At 64.9% G+C, this 20,673-nt stretch carries 21 protein-coding genes, 1 other RNA gene and 1 riboswitch; of the genes, 16 read left to right on the top strand and 6 right to left on the bottom strand.

Going from position 1 to position 20,673, the window contains the following annotated elements; all coding sequences use genetic code 11:
• Positions 1 to 495 precede the first annotated feature (495 nt).
• The 5 genes from QFZ70_RS06335 to QFZ70_RS18975 all read left to right on the top strand — a co-directional run bounded on the left by QFZ70_RS06335 (position 496) and on the right by QFZ70_RS18975 (position 6,770).
• Positions 496 to 4,302 (top strand): multifunctional oxoglutarate decarboxylase/oxoglutarate dehydrogenase thiamine pyrophosphate-binding subunit/dihydrolipoyllysine-residue succinyltransferase subunit, encoded by a 3,807-nt coding sequence (locus QFZ70_RS06335; protein WP_307094580.1) that lies wholly within the window; start codon positions 496 to 498, stop codon positions 4,300 to 4,302.
• 140 nt (positions 4,303 to 4,442) lie between these two features.
• Positions 4,443 to 5,042 (top strand): GDSL-type esterase/lipase family protein, encoded by a 600-nt coding sequence (locus tag QFZ70_RS06330; RefSeq protein ID WP_307094579.1) that lies wholly within the window; start codon positions 4,443 to 4,445, stop codon positions 5,040 to 5,042.
• An 83-nt stretch (positions 5,043 to 5,125) separates the two neighbouring features.
• Positions 5,126 to 5,953: a DUF4097 family beta strand repeat-containing protein gene (locus QFZ70_RS06325; protein WP_307094578.1), complete on the top strand. Its 828-nt coding sequence runs from the start codon at positions 5,126 to 5,128 to the stop codon at positions 5,951 to 5,953.
• The gene (locus QFZ70_RS06320) at positions 5,953 to 6,570 is read left to right on the top strand and encodes a PadR family transcriptional regulator (protein ID WP_307094577.1); all 618 of its coding nucleotides are present in this window, start codon (positions 5,953 to 5,955) and stop codon (positions 6,568 to 6,570) included. Before QFZ70_RS06325 ends, QFZ70_RS06320 begins: the two co-directional genes overlap by 1 nt.
• A 125-nt stretch (positions 6,571 to 6,695) precedes the next feature.
• The gene (locus tag QFZ70_RS18975; RefSeq protein WP_369299106.1) at positions 6,696 to 6,770 is read left to right on the top strand and encodes a 50S ribosomal protein bL37; all 75 of its coding nucleotides are present in this window, start codon (positions 6,696 to 6,698) and stop codon (positions 6,768 to 6,770) included.
• A 115-nt stretch (positions 6,771 to 6,885) separates the two neighbouring features.
• On the opposite strand, the gene rsrA is transcribed toward QFZ70_RS18975, so the two are convergent.
• Complete coding sequence (rsrA, locus tag QFZ70_RS06315; RefSeq protein ID WP_307094576.1) at positions 6,886 to 7,146, bottom strand: mycothiol system anti-sigma-R factor; 261 nt, start codon at positions 7,144 to 7,146, stop codon at positions 6,886 to 6,888.
• The gene (locus tag QFZ70_RS06310; RefSeq protein ID WP_373461544.1) at positions 7,143 to 7,913 is read right to left on the bottom strand and encodes a sigma-70 family RNA polymerase sigma factor; all 771 of its coding nucleotides are present in this window, start codon (positions 7,911 to 7,913) and stop codon (positions 7,143 to 7,145) included. Before QFZ70_RS06310 ends, rsrA begins: the two co-directional genes overlap by 4 nt.
• Before the next feature lie 280 nt (positions 7,914 to 8,193).
• Here QFZ70_RS06310 and QFZ70_RS06305 point away from each other — a divergent pair, with 280 nt between their 5' ends.
• The 11 genes from QFZ70_RS06305 to QFZ70_RS06255 all read left to right on the top strand — a co-directional run bounded on the left by QFZ70_RS06305 (position 8,194) and on the right by QFZ70_RS06255 (position 16,947).
• The gene (locus tag QFZ70_RS06305; RefSeq protein WP_307094575.1) at positions 8,194 to 8,742 is read left to right on the top strand and encodes a DoxX family protein; all 549 of its coding nucleotides are present in this window, start codon (positions 8,194 to 8,196) and stop codon (positions 8,740 to 8,742) included.
• A 7-nt stretch (positions 8,743 to 8,749) separates the two neighbouring features.
• Positions 8,750 to 10,138 (top strand): 3-phosphoshikimate 1-carboxyvinyltransferase, encoded by a 1,389-nt coding sequence (aroA, locus tag QFZ70_RS06300; RefSeq protein WP_307094574.1) that lies wholly within the window; start codon positions 8,750 to 8,752, stop codon positions 10,136 to 10,138.
• Positions 10,122 to 11,237, top strand: a complete 1,116-nt coding sequence (locus QFZ70_RS06295; protein WP_307094573.1) for a ribosome small subunit-dependent GTPase A — start codon at positions 10,122 to 10,124, stop codon at positions 11,235 to 11,237. Before aroA ends, QFZ70_RS06295 begins: the two co-directional genes overlap by 17 nt.
• Before the next feature lie 48 nt (positions 11,238 to 11,285).
• Positions 11,286 to 12,098, top strand: coding sequence for a histidinol-phosphatase (gene hisN, locus QFZ70_RS06290; protein ID WP_307094572.1), 813 nt, complete (start codon positions 11,286 to 11,288; stop codon positions 12,096 to 12,098).
• A 157-nt stretch (positions 12,099 to 12,255) separates the two neighbouring features.
• Positions 12,256 to 12,369, top strand: a riboswitch (SAM riboswitch).
• Positions 12,370 to 12,404: 35 nt separating this feature from the next.
• Positions 12,405 to 13,844 carry an aminotransferase class V-fold PLP-dependent enzyme gene (locus tag QFZ70_RS06285; protein ID WP_307094571.1) on the top strand — a complete coding sequence of 480 codons (1,440 nt, stop codon included), beginning with the start codon at positions 12,405 to 12,407 and terminating at the stop codon, positions 13,842 to 13,844.
• A 109-nt stretch (positions 13,845 to 13,953) separates the two neighbouring features.
• The gene (locus tag QFZ70_RS06280; protein ID WP_307094570.1) at positions 13,954 to 14,712 is read left to right on the top strand and encodes a class I SAM-dependent methyltransferase; all 759 of its coding nucleotides are present in this window, start codon (positions 13,954 to 13,956) and stop codon (positions 14,710 to 14,712) included.
• 31 nt (positions 14,713 to 14,743) lie between these two features.
• Positions 14,744 to 15,457 carry a metal-dependent transcriptional regulator gene (locus QFZ70_RS06275; protein ID WP_307094569.1) on the top strand — a complete coding sequence of 238 codons (714 nt, stop codon included), beginning with the start codon at positions 14,744 to 14,746 and terminating at the stop codon, positions 15,455 to 15,457.
• Positions 15,458 to 15,889, top strand: a complete 432-nt coding sequence (locus QFZ70_RS06270; RefSeq protein WP_307094568.1) for a CrcB family protein — start codon at positions 15,458 to 15,460, stop codon at positions 15,887 to 15,889.
• Positions 15,889 to 16,308: a CrcB family protein gene (locus QFZ70_RS06265; RefSeq protein WP_307094567.1), complete on the top strand. Its 420-nt coding sequence runs from the start codon at positions 15,889 to 15,891 to the stop codon at positions 16,306 to 16,308. Before QFZ70_RS06270 ends, QFZ70_RS06265 begins: the two co-directional genes overlap by 1 nt.
• 43 nt (positions 16,309 to 16,351) lie before the next feature.
• On the top strand, positions 16,352 to 16,720 hold the full coding sequence (locus QFZ70_RS06260) for a hypothetical protein (protein ID WP_307094566.1): 369 nt from the start codon (positions 16,352 to 16,354) through the stop codon (positions 16,718 to 16,720).
• A 92-nt stretch (positions 16,721 to 16,812) separates the two neighbouring features.
• Entirely contained in the window at positions 16,813 to 16,947 is a 135-nt protein-coding gene (locus QFZ70_RS06255; RefSeq protein ID WP_307094565.1) for a hypothetical protein, read from the top strand.
• A 2-nt stretch (positions 16,948 to 16,949) separates the two neighbouring features.
• On the opposite strand, the gene QFZ70_RS06250 is transcribed toward QFZ70_RS06255, so the two are convergent.
• The 4 genes from QFZ70_RS06250 to QFZ70_RS06235 form a co-directional block, all read right to left on the bottom strand.
• Entirely contained in the window at positions 16,950 to 17,933 is a 984-nt protein-coding gene (locus tag QFZ70_RS06250; RefSeq protein ID WP_307094564.1) for a S1C family serine protease, read from the bottom strand.
• Between the two features lie 245 nt (positions 17,934 to 18,178).
• Positions 18,179 to 18,547, bottom strand: a transfer-messenger RNA (tmRNA) gene (ssrA, locus tag QFZ70_RS06245).
• Between the two features lie 77 nt (positions 18,548 to 18,624).
• Positions 18,625 to 19,098: an SsrA-binding protein SmpB gene (smpB, locus tag QFZ70_RS06240; RefSeq protein WP_050054575.1), complete on the bottom strand. Its 474-nt coding sequence runs from the start codon at positions 19,096 to 19,098 to the stop codon at positions 18,625 to 18,627.
• Between the two features lie 83 nt (positions 19,099 to 19,181).
• Positions 19,182 to 20,660 carry a M23 family metallopeptidase gene (locus tag QFZ70_RS06235; RefSeq protein WP_307094563.1) on the bottom strand — a complete coding sequence of 493 codons (1,479 nt, stop codon included), beginning with the start codon at positions 20,658 to 20,660 and terminating at the stop codon, positions 19,182 to 19,184.
• Between the last annotated feature and the right edge of the window lie 13 nt (positions 20,661 to 20,673).

Here is a 20,673-nt window from a genome sequence, read left to right as displayed (position 1 = left end):
ACTGGAGATGGGAAGCGACGCCAGGACTCTCGGTCCGGCGGAGGATGGTCGGCCGATGCCGACGCAGTTTCCTTGGCAGCTCCTGCCGGCTGTGCCAGCGAATGGTGATGGGCTCGTGTTCGGGGTTTGCCGGCTCTGCGGGTGGACTGCGCGGAGCTCTGTACGCTCCGCTGGCAGCCCCCAGGCCGGCACCTAGATTTACTGTCCATAAGAGTTTCAGTCTACAGGGATCCGGGCTCCCCACCGCGACTCCCGCAACAGCCCCAGGGCGGCCTTTCGTGCTCCGAAAACCCTGATTTCCTTCGTTCCCGGCCGCCACATTCCGGCCTTTCCGCGTCACTTCATGATTTGGGTCACCCTTATTGGCAGTTACCACACGATGCTTACTAGACTGGCATTGGTCTGGGTTCAGAGGACGCAGAGACCGGTTGAATCGTAGTGCTGAAGCACCGTGGGCCGGAGAGAAATCAAACTCATGGAAGAGGCGTATTTCAAGTGCCAGAGCAGCCTAGCCACCGTCTACCAGAGGAATTTGGCGGAAACGAGTGGCTCGTTGACGAACTGTACGAGCAGTACCAAAAGGACAAAAACGCCGTGGACGCCAAGTGGTGGCCGCTGTTTGAGTCCTTCGGCGCGGCCGGCAGTTCTTCTTCCAACGGAAACTCGGGGCATGCAGCTGCCCACCCTGCCACCCGGGAAATGCCTGTTGTGAATGCGGCTCCTGCGGCACCGGCAGCAACTCCCGCCCCGCCGTCGGCACCGCCCGCCTCTGCTGCACCTGCTGCCGCCCCGGCGCCCGCCCCGGTCAAGAAGGCTCCTGCCACTGTGGCGCGCGACGGTTCCAAGAAGACTGAATCCGGCACGGGCTCGCAGCCCATCCCGGCGCAACTGCCCAAGAACGTCAAGGCCCCCACGGCCCCGGAAGAGGACGTTGTCTCAATCCTCCGCGGACCGGCGAAGGCCATTGCCACCAACATGGTCACCAGCCTCGAGGTGCCCACCGCCACCAGCGTCCGGGCCATTCCGGCCAAGCTGCTGATCGACAACCGCGTTGTCATCAACTCCAACCTCGCCCGCGCCCGCGGCGGCAAAGTCTCCTTCACGCACCTGATCGGCTACGCGGTCATCCGCGCACTCTCCCAGTTCCCTTCCATGAACGTGTACTACGACGAAGTGGACGGCAAGCCCGTTGCCGTCCAGCCGGCGCACGTGAACTTCGGCATCGCCATTGACATGCCGAAGCCGGACGGAACCCGCCTCCTCATGGTGCCGAACATCAAGAAGGCCGAGACCCTCAACTTCTCCGAGTTCTGGCACACCTACGAGGACCTCATCAAGCGCGCCCGCAACGGCAAGCTGACCGCTGATGACCACCAGGGCACCACCGTCTCGCTGACCAACCCGGGCGGCATCGGTACCGTGCACTCCGTGCCGCGCCTTTCCAAGGGCCAGGCAGCCATCATTGGCGTCGGCGCGCTCGACTACCCTGCCGAGTTCCAGGGTGCCAGCGAGAAAATCATCGCCCAGAACGCCATCAGCAAGGTCCTCACCCTGACCTCCACCTACGATCACCGTGTGATCCAGGGTGCCGGCAGCGGCGAGTTCCTGAAGCTGGTCCACCAGCTGCTGCTGGGTGCGCAGAACTTCTACGACGAGATCTTTGAGTCCCTGCGCATCCCGTACGAGCCCGTACGGTGGAGCGCCGACAAGCAGGTGGACCCGGCCGACGAAATCAACAAGGTCGCGCGGATCCAGCAGCTGATCCACTCCTACCGTGTCCGCGGACACTTGATGGCGGATACCGATCCCCTCGAATACGTCCAGCGCAAGCACCCGGACCTCGACGTCCTCACCTACGGCCTGACGCTCTGGGACCTGGACCGCGAGTGGCCCACCGGCGGTTTCGGCGGCAAGCCGATGCTCAAGTTCCGCGACATCCTCGGCGTCCTGCGCGATGCCTACTGCCGCACCACCGGTATCGAGTACATGCACATCCAGGAGCCGGAGGAACGCAAGTGGTTCCAGGACCAGCTGGAGCACCCATACTCCAAGCCCAGCCGTGAAGAGCAGCTCCGCATCGTCTCCAAGCTGAACGCAGCCGAGGCCTTTGAGACCTTCCTGCAGACCAAGTTCGTGGGCCAGAAGCGCTTCTCCCTCGAAGGTGGAGAGTCCCTGATTCCGCTGCTGGACGCCATCATGTCCGACGCCGCCGACGACGGCCTGGACGAGGTAGCCATCGGCATGGCCCACCGCGGCCGCCTGAACGTGCTCACCAACATCGCCGGCAAGACCTACGCGCAGGTGTTCCGCGAATTCGAGGGCACGCAGGATCCGCGCTCGGTCCAGGGATCCGGCGACGTCAAGTACCACCTGGGCACGGAGGGAACCTTCACCTCCGACAACGGCAAGGAGACCAAGGTTTACCTGGCCGCCAACCCGTCCCACCTGGAAGCTGTCGACCCGGTCCTCGAGGGCATCGTCCGCGCCAAGCAGGACCGCCTGGACCAGGGCCAGTCGTTCCCTGTCCTGCCCATCGTCGTCCACGGCGACGCCGCTTTCGCCGGCCAGGGCGTGGTTGCCGAAACCCTCAACCTGTCCCAGCTCCGCGGCTACCGCACCGGCGGTACCATCCACATCGTGGTCAACAACCAGGTAGGCTTCACCACCGCCCCGTCATCGTCGCGGTCCTCCACGTACTCCACCGACGTTGCCAAGATGATCCAGGCGCCGGTGTTCCACGTGAACGGCGATGATCCCGAGGCTGTGGTCCGCATCGGCCAGCTCGCCTACGAGTTCCGCCAGCGGTTCCACAAGGACGTTGTGATCGACATGGTCTGCTACCGCCGCCGCGGGCACAACGAGGGCGATGACCCCTCGATGACGCAGCCGCTGATGTACAACCTGATCGAAGCCAAGCGTTCCGTCCGCAAGCTCTACACCGAGTCGCTCATCGGCCGCGGTGACATCACCGAGGAAGAAGCCGAGCAGCTGCTCCGCGACTACCAGGAGCGGCTGGAGCGGGTCTTCGCGGAGACCCATGCGGCGCAGACGTCCCCGATCCCGATCATCACCGCGGATTCGGCAGCTGTGTCCGACATTGAGCGGCCCATCGCCCAGCAGTCCGACTCCAGCACGAACTCCCCCGTGTCCACTGCCATCTCCGCGGACACGCTGGCCCGGATTGGCAAAGCCCACCTGGAGATTCCGGAGGGCTTCACCGTCCACGCGAAGCTCAAGCAGTTGCTGGAGAAGCGCGAACAGATGTCCCGCGAAGGCGGCATCGACTGGGGCTTCGGCGAGATCGCGGCCTTCGGTTCGCTCATCATGGAAGGCGTCCCGGTACGCCTGGCAGGCCAGGATTCACGCCGCGGCACGTTCGTGCAGCGCCACGCCGTCTTCCACGACCGCGCCAACGGCAAGGAATGGCTGCCGCTGGGCAACCTTGCCGATGACCAGGCCAAACTGTGGATCTACGATTCACTGCTGTCCGAATACGCAGCCATGGGCTTCGAATACGGCTACTCCGTGGAACGCCCCGATGCGCTCGTCCTCTGGGAAGCCCAGTTCGGCGACTTCGTCAACGGTGCCCAGACCATCATTGATGAGTTCATCTCCTCCGCCGAGCAGAAGTGGGGCCAGCGGTCCTCGCTGGTACTGATGCTTCCGCACGGCTACGAGGGCCAGGGCCCGGACCACTCCTCCGCACGGATCGAACGCTTCCTGCAGATGTGCGCCGAGGAAAACATGATCGTGGCCAACCCCACCACGGCGGCCTCGCACTTCCACCTGCTGCGCCGCCAGGCCTACAGCCGGCCGCGGAAGCCGTTGATCATCTTCACGCCCAAACAGCTGCTGCGCCTCAAGGGCGCCGCGTCGTCAGTGGAGGACTTCACCAACGGCACGTTCCGGCCTGTCATCAGCGACCATGAGCAGCTGGCCGCAGACGCCGTCGAACGCGTTCTGCTGGTCTCCGGCCGCCTCTACTACGATCTCCTGTCCACCCGGCAGAAGACCGATGACAAGACGACGGCGATCGTCCGGGTGGAGCAGCTTTACCCGCTGCCCGCCGCCGAGATCGCTGCCGAGCTGGCCAAGTACCCGAACGCCGAGGTTGTCTGGGCGCAGGATGAGCCCGCCAACCAGGGACCGTGGCCGTTCATTGGCCTGAACCTGCCGGATGCCCTTGACCGGCGCGTCCGCCTGGTGTCGCGTCCGGCCTCGGCCTCCACGGCCGCCGGCTCCATGAAGCGCCACGCCGCGGAACAGGATGCCCTCCTGAAGCAGGCATTCGCGCGGAAGTAATCAGTAAGGCTGCCCGGCCGGACGTCGAAATACCGACTCCGGCCGGGCAGTTCTGTTTAATGGGATGAACAGCACCGGCCCGATCCCCCTGAGTGGTTCGGGTGGCGGCAGGCAGTCAGCACCGAAGTTAAGAGGAACGTGTGGAAGACAGGAAGCTGCGTATTGCAGCTGTAGGCGATGAACTGCTGGCCGGACTCGGTGATCCCCGGGCACTCGGCTGGCTGGGCCGCGTTTTGGCCCGCACTCCCCAGGACGGCATGCTCCTGGAGAGCTACGCCCTCCCCTGCCCGCAGGAAGGAACGGAAGGCCTTGCTGCCCGCTGGATGGGCGAGGCCGGCCGGCGGTTCAGCGACCAGGCCGAGAACCGCCTGGTCATCGGCCTCTCCGGCCGGGACATCGAGTTCGGGCTTTCCACTGCCCGCAGCCGGCTCAATCTGGCCAACATCCTGGACTCGGCATCGCAGAACCGGCTTGGAGTTTTTGTGGTGGGCCCGCCGCCCACCCTGGACCCTGCACAGAACCGCCGCCTCGACGAGCTGAACACCGCCTTTGCTGACGTCACCACCCGCCGCAAGCATCTTTATGTGGATACTTTCTCACCCCTCCTGAACCACGAACAGTGGCGGCAGGACCTGGCAGCAAACGGCGGGACGCCCGGGCAGGCCGGATATGGACTCATGGCCTGGCTGGTACTGCACCGAGGGTGGTTCCAATGGCTGGGGATGGCCGTCCCCGAGTAGGAGCCGTTCGCGATATATCTTGACCTGAGCATGCCACGACGGTACGTTGGGTGCATCACGCGATATATCGTCTTGGAGGACCAATGGCTGATCAGAACTGGGATGTCACGAGCGCACAAACCATCGACGTCGACTCGGTGACGTCCCTGAAGCTTGGCATGGTGCGCGGCCGCTTCGACGTGGTGGCGCATCATGAGCCGGTCACCCGGATAGAGATTTCCGAGGTCCAGGGCGACCCCGTGGCCGTGTCGCTGGAAGACGGCCGGCTCGAGGTCCGTCATCAGCTGCACGGGCCGCAGGGCTGGTTCAAAAACCTCATGGGAACGGTCAACCACAACAGCGAAAACTACGCCGTCATCAGCATCGCTGTTCCGGCCACGGTTGAAGTCGAGGCAGGCACCGTCAGCGGTGACGGCCTTGTTTCAGGGATGGCCGGCCGCACGCGCCTGAACGCTGTTTCCGGCTCCGTGATGTCCGACGGCACCGATGGCGAACTGCACGTGAACACTGTCAGTGGCGAGGTAAGCGCCCGCAATCACAGCGGCGTCCTCACAGCCAAGACTGTTTCCGGCGAGGTCACGGCATCCGGCAATTTCAGCCACATCCGGGCCAACACGGTCAGCGGCGGCATGAGTTTCGACCTGCTGGGCTACACCCAGGATTTCGGAGCCAATTCGGTATCCGGCGACCTCACCATCCGGATCCCCCACGACGTCGGCGTGGACATCGTTGCCAAATCTGCCAGCGGGACAGTGGTCATCGACCACCAGAAATACCATGTGCCGGGCGGCAAGGTGGAGACCATCGCCGGTCCGGACGCGAAACTCATGCTGGTCAGGACCAATTCAGTGTCAGGCACCACGTCCATCATCCACAGCGCAGCGTCCGGGAACGCGGAAGAACAGCCCTGATGCCCGCCGTCTTCGCCCACGGCGCCCTGCGGCTCTACCTGCTGTCCCTGCTGGAGTCAGGCCCGAAGCATGGCTACGAACTCATCAAGGCGCTCAAGGAACGCTTTGGCGGCACCTACTCCCCCAGCGCCGGCACCATCTATCCCCGGCTCGGAAAACTCGAGGAGGAGGGGCTGGTGGCCACGGAATCCGCCGGGCGCCGGACCAACTACCGCATCACGCCTGCCGGGCTGGCAGAGCTGAACCTGCGCCGTGAAGAACTTGCCGCGGTGGAGAACGAAATCTCCGCCTCTGTCCGGCGGCTGGCAGACAACCTCCGTGAGGACATCCGCAGCAACATGCGCGGGCTGCGGGCAGACCTCGCGGCAACGGCGGAGGCGGCACGGGCCGCCGCCGGTTCTGTCGATTTCACCACCGCCGCCGGCAGGTCGGCGCCCGAGGGCAAACGTTCGCTGAAAGAGGCCGAGGCGATGCTCCAGGCGTTCCGCGACGACCTTCGCGCCGAGTTGCGCCTGCAGGCAGGCAAGCAGCCGCTGAGCCCTGTGGCCCTGGAAACCCTTCGGACGGTCCTGGAACAGGCCCGCATCGCGGTCCGCAACTCCCTCCTCGAAAAATAGCTTCCCCTCCCGAAGGCGCGGATTGAACCGCAGGTCACGCGGCGGTTCCCGGTTCGCGGGCCGCCACATCATGTGGGAGACTTGAGGGCAGCTCTTTTTGAGTACCAACAGTAAGGAGGCCAGCTATGAGCAAGCGTGCACGCAAGCGTCGTGACCGTAAGCGTGGCGGCGCGAACCACGGGAAGCGCCCCAACACCTAGGCAAATGCCAGGTACTACGGTTCACAGCAAAGGACCCCGGAAGCCACTCGGCTTCCGGGGTCCTTTGTGTTGAGGCAGGGAATCGCTGCCCTGGCCTGGCTGCTGGCCGGCTGACCTAGGCGTCCACCGGCCGGATCGAGTGGATCCGGTCCAATATGGCGTTCTTCAGATTATCGGGAGCAGCTTCGGTGCAGGAGCGCTTGACCATGTTGCGGATCACGCACTCAAGGTCGTACTGCTCCGTGCATTCCGGGCAGTCATCAAGGTGGGTCTTGATTTCCGTGATGTCCTCACGGGTTAAGGCGCCGTCCAGATACTCATAGATGCGTTGCATCCGGGTATCGTCGCAGTCGCCCAATCCCTGGCAGTCGCTCATTTCCTGTTCTCCTGTTGTGTGCTTTCCGCCGCGTCCTGTGGAGGTGCGGCCGTTTTGAATCCCCGCTCGGCGGCGTACTCCCCGAGCATGTCCCGCAACATTCTCCGGCCGCGGTGGAGCCGGGACATCACTGTGCCGATAGGCGTGTTCATGATGTCTGAAATTTCCTTGTACGCGAAGCCTTCGACGTCCGCGAAGTACACCGCAAGGCGGAATTCCTCGGGAATGTCCTGGAGCGCGCGCTTGACGTCCGAATCGGGCAGGTGATCCAGCGCCTCTGCCTCGGCGGAACGAAGCCCCCTGGAGGTGTGCGACTCGGCCCGCGCAAGCTGCCAGTCCTCGATGGTGTCCGAGTTGGACTGAAGCGGCTCGCGCTGCCGTTTGCGGTAAAGGTTGATATAGGTGTTCGTCAGAATGCGGTACAGCCAGGCCTTGAGGTTGGTTCCCGGCTTGTACTGGTGAAACGCGGAAAAGGCCTTGGTGTAGGCCTCCTGGACGAGGTCCTCGGCGTCGGCAGGGTTCCGGGCCATGCGCATGGCGGCAGAATACAGCTGATCGACATACTGCATGGCGTCACGCTCGAACCGGGCACGGCGCTCCTCCGTCGATTCCGTGGAAACATTAACCACCTCTTCGGTGGTTTCCGCTTCAGGCTGCTGTGGCTCTGCCGTTTGATCTGCAGGCCCGGGCCGTGCGTCAGCGCTGCTTTTGGCTTCGCTTTGGGAAGCCTCATACATGGCCGAAACGGCCGGATCCAAGGTGCTCATTGCCTTCAAGTCTACTGTCAGGCTCCGCGCCCGCGGCGAGCCATACTCGGGGGGTTCGGCCTCCAAGGAGTCCATTGCCACCGGGCCTGCTGCGTCAATTCCGTCCAACACCCGCCTCAAGGGCCAACTCCGCTCTGTTGTCCGGTGCTTTGTCTTTGGGCCCGGCTCTCGCGGACCCAGCATCCATAACCTCAGCCCTTGGGCAAATATTCCCCAAAAGTGCAAGACTAGGACGGACTTCGCCGCACCCGACGCGGTTCGTCCATCCAGGAGGAAATCCATGTCCTTTGTCCGCACACTCGCACGGCCCATGCTGGCTTCCAGTTTTGTTGTTGCCGGAATGGATAAGCTCAAGAACGCCGATGACACCGCCCAGCAACTGTCGCCGCTGCTGAGCAAGGCCACGGCGGCGCTGCCGTTCCGTACTGACGAGAAGACGCTGGCAAGGGTTATCGGCGGAACGCAGGTGGGCGCAGGCGTCCTCTTTGGGCTCGGGAAGTTTTCCAGGCTTTCAGCCACCGTGCTGACCGTCATTTCCCTTCTCAACACCTTCGTTGAATGGCGCAGTGCGGACATCAGCAGCAAGGAAGGGCGCGGGAATCGCCGCAACCAGCTCCTGAAGAACCTTTCACTAAGCGGCGGGGCGTTGCTCGCTTCCGTCGACACGGCTGGCAAGCCGGGACTGGCCTGGCGCGCCGAGCACCTGGCCGCAGACGCCCGGAAGGGTGCCGCGCACCTTGCCGCGGACGCCAGGAAGACCACCAACAAGAAGCTGTACAAAGCCGATAAGGCCGTACGCCGCGCCGTCGAACAGGCCACGGGGGCATAAGCAGGACATGACCGCAGCCGCCACCACCCAGGACCACTCCGGAACGTCCCTCCCCCACTGGCCGGCCCCCTTCGCGTCCCGGCCCGTCGATGCCACTGTTACGGTGCCCGGGTCAAAGTCGCTGACCAACCGGTACCTGGTGCTCGCAGCGCTGGCCGACGGCCCGTCGCGCCTGCGTGCGCCGCTGCATTCCAGGGATTCGGCACTCATGATCGATGCGCTCCGCCAGCTCGGCGCCACCATCACGGAGGTCCCGGGGGACGGTGCGTTCGGTCCGGACCTGGAGGTGGTTCCGCTTGTGGCAGACGCGGCAGCGTCCTCCACCAGGATCGACTGCGGCCTCGCCGGTACCGTGATGCGGTTCGTTCCGCCGCTGGCGGCGCTGCGCAACGGCGCCAGCATGTTCGACGGCGACCCGCACGCCCGCAACCGGCCCATGGGCACCATTATCGAAGCCCTCAAGGCGCTGGGAGTGGCTGTTTCCGCCGAAGACGGCAGCGCGCCGTCGTCGTTGCCGTTTGTTGTGGAAGGCACCGGGGAGGTTCCGGGCGGCCACCTGGTCATCGATGCCAGCGCCTCCTCGCAGTTTGTTTCGGCGCTGCTCCTCGTGGGAGCGAGGTTCACCGAAGGCCTTCACCTGGAGCACGTCGGGAAACCGGTGCCGAGCCTTGACCACATCAACATGACCGTGGCGGTCTTGCGGGGCGCCGGGGTTGTGGTTGACGATTCGGTTCCCAACCACTGGGCTGTTTCCCCGGGGCCAATCCGCGCATTCGACCAGCGGATCGAGCAGGACCTGTCCAACGCCGGACCGTTCCTTGCGGCTGCCCTGGCGTCCGGCGGAACGGTCCGGATTCCGGGCTGGCCGGAGCAGACGCAGCAGGTGGGAGACCTGTGGCGGACCATTCTTGCCGAGATGGGCGCTGAGGTCACTCTCCGTGATGGTGTCCTGACCGTTACGGGCGGACCCGAAATCAAGGGCGCCGACTTCGCGGACACCAGCGAGCTTGCCCCCACCGTCGCCGCGCTGTGTGCCCTGGCCAGCGGGCCCTCACGGCTCAGCGGCATCGCACACCTGCGCGGCCACGAGACTGACAGGCTGGCTGCACTGGTCACCGAGATCAACCGCCTCGGCGGGGATGCCGAGGAGACCAGCGACGGCCTGGTGATCCGGCCCGCCAAGCTGCACGCCGGCGTCGTCCGCAGTTACGCCGACCACCGCATGGCGACGGCAGGAGCCATCCTTGGCCTGGCCGTGGACGGGGTGCAGGTGGAGGACATTGCCACCACCGCGAAAACCATGCCGGACTTCCCCCGGCTGTGGGAAGACATGCTGGCCCAGGCCGGTCCCGCGGATGCCGGCGCGGAAGGTTCCACCGGTGGCGCGCAGCACTGATTCCTGGGACGAATCGGATGTCCGCATCCGGCCCAGCAAAAAGGGCTCCCGCCCGCGCACCAAGGACCGGCCAAGCCACGACGACGCTGTGACCGGACGCATCATCACCGTCGACCGCGGCAGGTACACGGCGGTGGTGGGTGAGGACTCCGGCAACGAACGCGTGGTCATTGCCGCGAGGGCACGCGAACTGCGCCGCAACCCTGTAGTGGCCGGAGATTTCGTCTCCCTGGTAGGCGATGTCTCAGGCGAACCGGACACCCTCGCCCGGCTGGTCAAGATCCAGGACCGCCGGACCCTGCTGCGCCGCAGCGCTGACGACACGGATCCGGTGGAGCGGGCTGTGGTTGCCAACGCAGACCAGCTGGTGATCGTGGTGGCCGCCGCCAACCCCGAACCACGCACGGGTTTCATCGACCGCGCCCTGGTGGCAGCGTACGACGCCGGGATCGAGCCGATCCTGCTGGTCACCAAGGCGGACGTCAAGGATCCGGCGGAGCTGCTGTCCAACTACACACACCTCGACTTCCCCGTGATCATCAGCCGGACAGCCGATTCCAGCGCTTCCGGCATCGACGCCCGCTCTGACGACGGCCTGTCCGCCCGCCTCGACAGCAATGCCGTGGCCGAGCTCCGGGGGTACCTGGATGAAAAAGTGACTGTCATGCTGGGGCATTCAGGCGTAGGCAAGTCGACGATGGTGAATGCGCTGACCGGGGCTGAACGGGCCACCGGCGGCGTCAATGCCGTGACAGGGCGCGGGCGCCACACGTCGTCGTCGGCGCTGGCGCTAAGGCTGGCGGACGCTCCTGTGGGCAGCTGGATTATCGATACCCCGGGTATCCGCTCCTTCGGCCTGGCTCACGTGGATCCTGACCGGATCCTGCGCTCCTTCCCGGACCTCTCCCCCGGCATCGATGACTGCGAACGCGGCTGCAAGCACACAGCCACCGCCGTGAACTGTGGGCTGGACGCGTGGGTGGGCGGTGGCCATGCGGGTGCCACCGGGGAAGCGCGGCTGGCCTCGCTGCGCCGCCTGTTGGGCACTGACCCGCGCCTGGATGCGCAGGAGACAAAGGAGCTGGGCAGCGTCAACTGACGGTGCCGATCTCCCAGCAGATCAGCGCGCAGGCGGTAGTTTGGAACCATGATCCAACCTGCTTCAAGCTACAACGATGACCTGCGCCTGGCCCACGTCCTGGCAGATTCCGTGGATGACCAGACCATGAGCCGCTTCAAGGCCCAGGACCTCCAGGTGGAGACCAAGCCTGACCTCACGCCGGTCACCGACGCGGACAAGGCCGCAGAAGAAGCCATCCGCGGCCAGTTGTCCCGTTCCCGTCCGCGTGATGCCGTACTCGGGGAAGAGTTCGGCAGCACCGGCCACGGGTCCCGCCGCTGGATCATCGACCCCATTGACGGCACCAAGAATTTCGTCCGCGGCGTCCCCGTCTGGGCCACCCTGATTGCCCTGGTGGATGAGGGCGAGCCCGTTGTTGGGGTGGTGAGCGCACCCGCCCTGGGCAAGCGCTGGTGGGCGGCCAAGGGCATGGGAGCCTACATGGGCCGGTCGCTGGCTGCAGCCACCCGGCTCCGTGTCTCCAACGTCGCCAGCCTGTCCGACGCTTCGCTGTCCTACTCCAGCCTGGGCGGCTGGAAGGAACGCGGCAACCTGGACAACTTCCTGGGCCTCACCGAGGACGTGTGGCGGACCCGGGCTTACGGCGATTTCTGGTCCTACTGCATGGTGGCGGAAGGCTCCGTGGACATTGCCTGCGAACCTGAACTCAACCTTTACGACATGGCGGCACTGGTGCCGATTGTGGTGGAAGCGGGCGGCCGCTTCACCTCACTGGAAGGCGAGGACGGGCCGTTCGGCGGCAACGCGCTGGCCACTAATTCCATCCTGCACTCCGAGGTGCTCCGCCGGTTGAACCCGGACCTGGACGACCTTCTCTAACACCTTCATCGAAGAATCGGCGACGGGCACCTCCCAAAGGAGGCGCCCGCCGTCGTTTATTCGGCCAAAGCAGCACTTATCGGCAGGTGCGTAACAAAGCGCTTAACATTCGAGCTGGCTTCAAACCTTCCTGCCCCATGTCCTACTCTCTTAAGCAGGTCACGAGTGCCAGCGCGAAACCCCGGTTTGCTGGCCGGCAACCCTCCAACCGCGGTGGGGTGCCCCGGGTGACGACCAGGCCGGTCCGGAACGGATGCGGCAAGCGCGGATTCCCGGTACAGGGAGTCCTTTCGAAGTGAGGTCTCTGTGACTACTGCCACCGTCTCCCCCAACGCCGCCGCCCAGCCTGAAACAGTCCAGCCTGACGGCGCTGCCCCCTTTGATGCCCGCCGCGCCGTCGCCGGCCGGCCGCTTGCGGCTGTCACCGGCGCTGAAATCCAGGCACCGCTGATCTCCGGCGGCCACGTCCGGTATGCGAACCTCGACTACGGCGCCTCCGCTCCCGCCCTCTCCCTGGTCTCGGCCTACCTCAACGAGATCCTGCCGTTCTACGCAAGCGTCCACCGCGGGGCCGGCTATGCGTCCCAGATCAGCACGTCCGTCTACGAGAATGCCCGGAACATCGTCCGGGAGTTCGTGGGCGGCCGCCCGGACGATTCCGTGATCTTCACCCGGAACACCACTGACTCCCTCAACCTGCTGGCAGGCTGCCTGCCAGCAACGGACGGACGGCCCGACGGGGACGTCCTGTACCTGGACATTGAACACCACGCGAACCTGCTGCCGTGGCAGGGCGTCCCCCACCGCAGCATCGTTGCCGCCGACACCATCCCCGGCACCATCGAGTCCGTGCGCGCCGAACTGGAACAGGGAGGCGTGAGCCTGCTGGCCGTCACCGGCGCCTCCAACGTCACCGGCGAGATCCTGCCCATCCGGGCCCTGGCCACGCTCGCTCACGAACACGGCGCACGCATTGTGGTGGACGCAGCCCAGCTGGCGCCGCACCGCCGTGTCAACATCGCCGCGGATGGCGTGGACTACCTCGCTTTCTCGGGCCACAAGCTGTACGCACCGTTCGGCGCCGGTGTGCTGGTGGGCCGCCCGGACTGGCTCGACGCCGGAACGCCCCATCTCGCCGGTGGCGGCGCCGTCAAGGAAGCAAGGCTCGACGGCGTCAGCTGGGCCACCGGCCCGGCCCGCCACGAGGGCGGATCCCCCAATGTCCTGGGCGCAGCCACCCTGGCACGCGCCACGCAGGTGATCGCCGGGCTGGACCTGGACCGGTGGCATGCCCATGAGTCGGGCATCCGTTCCTTCCTGGTGGAGGGCCTGCAGAAGATCGACGGGGTGACCGTCCACCAGATCTTCAAGGACACCAACCCGGATACGGACACCATCGGCGTGGTCAACTTCTCCGTGGAAGGCTATGACGCCGGACTGGTAGCCGCGTACCTGTCCGCCGAGCACGGCGTTGGCCTGCGGGACGGCCGTTTCTGCGCGCACCCGCTGCTGAAGCGGCTCGGGCTCCCATCCGGTTCCCTCCGTGCCAGCTTTGGAGTCGGTTCGCGCCTTGAGGACGCAGAACGGCTTCTTACGGGCATCGAGTCGCTGCGCCGCAACGGCCTGGGGTGGGACTATGTGGTGGACGCAGGACGCTGGGTTCCCGCCAATGACACCCGGACCTATCCGCACTGGGCACCCAACACGCCGGGAACTGCCGGGGCTGCCCCCTGCATCGACGACTGATTGCTGCCGACGCCGTCCTGCCTTGCTGACACTGCCTGCTTTCCTGCCTCTAGGGCGTGTGCGGTAGATTCGAAGGATACCCAAGGGCATCAGACAAAGGAGGCCACACGTGGTACGGGGTGGCCCCAAACTTGATCACGGACGGCGCCGGGAGCTCGGCCAGAGCTTCCAGGACGGCGGCCGGCACTACCAGCAGGTCCGTCCGGGCTATCCGGACGAAGCAGCTCAATGGCTGGTGCCCCCGGGCGCCCATGATGCGCTCGACGCCGGTGCCGGCACCGGTAAGTTCACCGAACTGCTGCTGGACAGGGGCATGTCGGTCACCGCTCTCGATCCCTCTGCGGACATGCTCGAACAGTTACGGGCGCACTATCCCGCTGCCACGGCGATCCAAGCTACCGCGGAGGCGACCGGCCTGCCCGCGGGGGCCTTCGACGTCGTCAGCGTGGCCCAGGCCTGGCACTGGTGCGACGCCCTCGCGGCGAGCACCGAACTTGCGCGCGTCCTCCGTCCGGCCGGGAAGCTGGGCCTGATCTGGAACCAGCTGGACACATCCGTTCCCTGGGTCCACCGGCTCTCCCGGATCATGCACGCCGGGGACGTGTACAAGCCCGGCTTCCGGCCGCACGTAGGACCCGAGTTCACGGGGCTCGAGGGCCACGTCACCCATTGGCAGGACCGCGTCACCACCACCGACCTGGTGGAGCTCACCAAATCGCGGAGTTATTATCTGCGAGCCGGTGAAACCATCCGGGCGAAGGTGCTGGCCAACCTGGACTGGTACCTCCACGACCACCTGGGCCACAGCCTGGATAAAGAGCTCGAACTGCCCTACCTGACGCTCACGTGGCGGGCCTTCAAAGCATGACGGAGAACGGGCAAAGGGTAGGCTTGGGGCTGTGAAGACCAGCGCGCCCTCCTCCTCCATTGAGGATTACGTCAAGGTCATCTACTCCTTCACGGAATGGCAGGACAAGCCCATCACGTCCTCCCAGCTGGCCCAGCGCCTGGGAGTCGCTAATTCCTCGGTGTCCGAGATGGTCCGCAAGCTGAAGGACCAGGGACTCGTTGACCATAAGCCCTACAGCGCCATCACGCTGACCGATGCCGGTGTCCGGCTGGCCCTTTCCATGGTGCGGCGGCACCGCCTGATCGAGACCTACCTTGTCCAGCAACTGGGCTACAGCTGGGACGAGGTCCATGATGAAGCCGAACTGCTGGAGCACGCCGTCTCGGACACGTTTATTGAGCGTGTGGCGGCCATACTCGGAAACCCGCAGCGTGATCCGCACGGCGATCCCATCCCCACCGCCGACGGGAAAGTGCTGATGCCCCGCGCGCACCTGATGGGCGAGCTGGACCAGGGGCACACCGGCAGGATCACCCGGATCAGCGACGAGAACCCGGACCTGCTCAGGTACCTTTCCGCGGAAGAGATTGACCTCGACGCCGAGGTGGAGGTGGTGGGCCGCAAACCGTTCGGCGGCGCGCTGGTGGTGCGGATCAGGAATTCGGGCAGGACCCGGGACTACGACCTCGCGGGTGAGATCACCTCTGCCCTGTGGGTGCACAGCGACCAGCCCCATCCGGGCTGTCTGCTTGGGGACAGCTGAATGAAACCAGCCGGCACGCCGGCGGGACGCGCCTGGCTTGCTGTTGCCGCCGGAGGCCTCCTCGGCACCGAATTGCGGTACGGTCTGGGGCTCGTGTTTCCTGATGTTCCGGGGTCGGTGCCGTGGGCCACGCTGTGGATCAACATTGGCGGCAGCTTCGTCCTGGCAGCGTTGACAACCATCTGGATGTCCCGGCCCCACACAGCATTCTGGCTGCGGGCAGGGCTCGGGCCGGGACTGCTGGGGTCCTTCACAACGTTCTCCGCCGTGGTGTTTTCGGCGGATCAGTTGGCCCGGGCCGGGGAGCATTTGGTGTCGGTGGCCTACCTGGTGCTGTCGTTGCTTCTTGGGTTGGCCGCCGCCGGATTGGGGTGGCGGTTCGGCAAGGTGGTGGCCGGGGTTATTGGTCCCGGCGCGGGTAGCACGCCGTGATGACTGCTGCTCTGGTGGGCCTGTTCGGCGTCGCCGGCGCTCTTCTTCGTTTCGCCGTGGACAGCTGGTTTGCCCATCACGCGTCCATCCGGACGGCGCGCCCGGTGGTCGGTTCCTCAGGCGGTTCCGGGGCCAAGGCGAGGCTGCATTGGCCCTGGGCCACGCTGCTGGTGAACGCCGCAGGGTGCTTCATTATCGGCGCCACCCACGCCATCACCGTACGGCTGGGGCTGGCCGCGGAATGGCACACCGCACTGGCCACCGGGCTGGCAGGCGGACTGACGACCTTCAGCTCGTGGACCACGGCGACAGTGCGGTTGCTGAGTGAGGCGCGGTTCGGCTCCGCGGTGTTGAATGTGGCCGCCAATCTGGTCCTCGGCTTTGGGGCTGCCGCTGCCGGGATTGCCCTGGCTGTCTGACCCGGTGGGGGCGATTTGGCGGGCTCCCGTATCGTGGATGGTGATGATTAACAGACGCGACGCGGCCATTGCCCTTGATGTACCGATGGAAATGGCCCAGCGCCACGGCCTTCCGAAGTGGATGACCGAGGCCGACCTCGGTGAGATCCTGGACAACCCGCCGCCCTGGCTGGTCCAGTCCCGCGCCAACCGCACCGGCAAGCGGCCCGTCTGGGTCCATCTCGAGTGCGCGGTCTGCGGCTACGAGGAAGCAGCGCGCCCCAAGAAGTGGTGGCCGGACTTTACCTACGTGGTGTGCGGCCACCACGATCCCGAGGACGTTCCGCGCGTGCGCGAGGGTTACGTCCGCAGTGAGTTCGACGGCGTCGGCACGCGTTTTGTAGGCATCGCGGACGTGCCTGTTTCGGACTGACCGCGCGCCCTTTCAGGCCATTACATTGGGGGCGGAAAAGGCGTATTTTACGAAGAGGGACAAAGCCTGTCCCTCGTTGTAAGGAGCGCGCCATGCCGGACAAAACACCCCATCAGAACCTGGCAAAGAAGCCGGTCAAGACCATCAAGGAAAAACGCGCCGAGAAGAAGTCGAAGAACGCTGAAGGTGCCCAAGACCCGGTGGCGCACTTGAAGAAACGCCGGTAGCTTCACTGCCCGTTTGTTTGCATCTCTTCCGGCACAGCAACCAGGTCCACTTCCCTGCCGTCCCGCAGCACCCTGATCTGCAGCGGCTGCCCGATCGCATCGGAGAACAGCAGCTTCTGCAGGCTCTCGGCGTTGCTGAGGGCGCGGCTTCCGGCGGTGAGGATGATATCGCCGGCCTGCAGGCCCGCCCGGCCTGCGGGTGATCCGGCCAGCACCTCCACCACCCTGAGCCCGTCCCGCTGGCCCGTCCTGATCACCGCGCTGGCGTTCAACCGAATCGGGGTGCTCACCACACCGAGGTAGGCCCGCCTGACCCGTCCGTCATTCAGCAGGGCTGAGATGATTCGCCTTGTTGTCGTGTTAATTGGAACGGCAAGGCCCAGCCCGGCGCCGGCCACTGCGGTGTTGATGCCCACAATCCTCCCGTGCGCGTCTGCCAGGGCGCCGCCGGAACTGCCTGGATTGAGGGCAGCGTCGGTCTGGATGACGTCTTCGATCACCCTCCGGTTGCCGCCAGCCCAGACCGGAATGGAACGGCCCAGCCCGCTCACGACTCCGGCCGTGACCGATCCTGCCAGCCCCAGCGGATTCCCGACTGCGATAACCAGCTGGCCCACACGCAACGTCTCGGCGTCGCCGAACCGGGCAGGAGCCACTCTCGGTGCTTTCCCGCGGACCACGGCGAGATCCGACAAGGGATCCACCCCCACGAGTTCCAGATCAGTCCGGCTGCCGTCGGCAAACGCGGCATGGCCCTTATTCGTGCCGGCCACCACGTGGGAGTTCGTGAGGAGATAACCGTCCTCGGTAAAGAGGACTGCGGAACCTGCTCCCACACGGAACCGGCTGTTCCGGCGGGTGCTGGTCATTTCGATGGCCGCGACGTGCGGCGTTACCGTCTCAGCCACCCGCATGACTGTCTGCGAATACGAGTCCAAGGCGTCGTCGTCGGGCACCGGTGCGGCTGGCTCACTCCCTTGGTTCATGGGGCATCTCCTGGTTGTAGCCAATCCCGGAGGCGAGGACGTCCGGGTCCTACCGGAGACAACGATCGAAGCCGTGCCGCTAGTCCCGGCTGTGCTACGCCATGGGTGAACGAGCCGCCAAGCCTTGCCGCCAGGGGCCTAAAGCGGCCAGGACTGCGGGGGCAAAGGAAAACACCCCGGTCCGAAGACCGGGGTGTTATCTGGTAGGCCACCACATCCGCGAGGGATGCGCCGACTCACCACAAATGTGGAGATGGGGGGAATTGAACCCCCGTCCGATGTCGTGTTGTCAGGGCTTCTCCGGGCGCAGTTTGCGTCGGATTTTCTCGGCCCCAGCCATGCTGCAAACAGCTGGCTGATCCGGGCCCAGTCATCTAGGAGTCCCGTTCACCCCGATGACGGAGGTGAACAGCAGTGGCTATCTAAATGACGCCAGGATCCGGGGCGATAGCAACCTCGGGCTGACGGACTGTCTTACTGGTTAAGCAGCAAGAGCGAAGTCAGTGCGCTTAGATTCGGCACTTATTGGTTTGCAGAAAGCGTTTACGAGATAATTCTGCATCCTCGGCCCGCTTCACCTGTCGCGACTAACATCGTCGAAACCGATCATCCCCATATTCTTTTACCAAACCAGCGGGCGAGCCTGCCGGACTACCCACTATAACGCATCCCCCGGAAAATTCATTCCAGCCTACCGGCGGCGGTTGCGCTCCCGCATTTCGCGCTGCGCTTCCCGGTTGTCCTGCTGCTCACGGAGTGTCTGGCGCTTGTCGTACTCGCGCTTGCCTCGGGCCACGCCGATTTCGACCTTGGCGCGGCCGTCAACGAAGTACAACTGCAAAGGCACAATGGTGTAGCCCGATTCACGCACCTTGTGCGAGATCTTAATCAGTTCCTCACGGTGCAGCAGCAGCTTGCGGCGGCGGCGGGCTGCGTGGTTGGTCCAACTGCCCTGGTTGTATTCCGGGATGTGGATAGCTTCCATCCACAGCTCGTCGTTGTAGAAGGTGCAGAATCCGTCCACCATGGAGGCGTGGCCCTCGCGCAGGGACTTTACTTCGGTCCCCATGAGCGCGATTCCAGCCTCGTAGGTGTCCAGCACGTGGTAGTCATGCCGGGCCTTGCGGTTGGTGGCCACCACTTTACGGCCACTTTCTTTAGGCAAGGGAAAGCTCCTCAGGTAAAAATAGGATGTCCTCCGGGCCAGCCGGCGCGGAGTCATACCAGTGTACGGCAGGGTTATGCGGCTTAGAGCAGCCCCATTGGATCCACGGCGTTGCCGTTCAGCCAGGTTTCGAAGTGGGCGTGGCAGCCGGTGGAGTTGCCCGTGTTGCCGGAGTAGGCGATCAGCTGCCCCTGCGAGACCCGCTGTCCGTTCGATACCACGATGCTGGCATTGTGGTAGTAGATGGTGTTCAGCGTGTTGCCCTCCATCAGGCCGTGGGAGATCTTTACCCTCCAGCCTCCGCCGTCGGCTGAGCTCCAGCCGGAGCTGAAGACCTCGCCCGCTGCGGCGGCGTAGACAGGCGTGCCGCAGGCTGCGCCAAAGTCCAGCCCCGTGTGCATGTAGCCGCCCTGTCCATAGAAGTCGATGGTGCCTGGCGGGGTGGCACGCCAGCCGAACCCGGACGTGATCGGGACGCTTCCGTCAAAGGGATGCCGTAGGCCGAAGGCAGACGGCGAACCGACTGAGGGCGCGGGCGGTGCGGGCGGCACGTAAGGTTGCACGGGCGGTGGCGGCTGGTTGCGTGCTGCTGCCGCAGCAGCAGCGGCGGCGGCTGCGGCCTCCGCCTGCCTGCGATGCTCGGCTGCGGCGGCTTCCGCCAGCCTCCGCTGCTCGGCTTCCCAGGCCTCCCGCAGCTTTCGGTCGCGTTCCTTGATTTCGGCGGCAACGGCGTTTTGGCTGGCCTGAACACCCGCCAACTGCGACTGGATCTTAGGCTTGGCTGCCTGCAGTTGAGCGTCAAGGCGGCTGGTATCGGCGATTAGCTTATCTACCTGTTCCTTCTTCTCCGCCGCTTCGTCACGGGCAATCTTCTCCCGCTCGAGGGCAGCGTCGGCTTTGGCTTTCAAGTCCTTGATCTCGGCTTCCACCGCTTGCAAACGGGCTTCGGAGTTCACATTAGTGGCGTTCTGCTGCTGCAGCTTGTCCATGGCCGCGTTCTGGCTGCGCATGGCCTGGTCTGCCAGGTCCATGGTCTCGGTCAAGCTTCCGCCGTTGTTGGAGCCAAAGAACAGGGACAGGTTTGAGGGTACGCCCCCGGATTTGTACGCCTGGGTGGCGATCTGACCGATCAGCTTCTTTGTGTCTGCAATCTTTTTCTTATCAGTTTCCATTTGCTGCGTAATTTTGGCCTTGTTCTGCTGGGCCATGTCCACGCGTGCGGAGAGCGATTCGACTTCCTTGACGGCCCCGGCCACTCGGCCCTGGGCTTCCAGGAGGGCCTGCTGGGCTCCAGGCAGCCGACCCTGGTAGATCACCAGGTCACTCGCAGCCTTGGCGATTCGGGAATCAACGAATTCCAAGGACTGCTGGACCCTGGTTGCCTCTGCCTCAAGTGCCTTCTGCTTGTCTTCAAGCTCGTCGGCGAAAGCCACCGGGGTGGACGAAGCCAGCCCTGCTGCGAGGACAACGGCCAGCACGGCGCTGATAACGCTGGTGCGCTGCGGTGCTTTGCGCCGACTGTTCAGTCGGTGCCGGGGCGAAGTTTGGTCCGTTACGTTCATGGCATTCCTTGTT

The sequence above is a fragment of the Arthrobacter sp. V1I9 genome (genome assembly GCF_030817075.1).
Classification (GTDB): domain Bacteria; phylum Actinomycetota; class Actinomycetes; order Actinomycetales; family Micrococcaceae; genus Arthrobacter.
The sequence above is the reverse complement of the archived record's forward strand: the minus strand, read 5'-3'. Positions and strand labels throughout refer to the sequence as shown.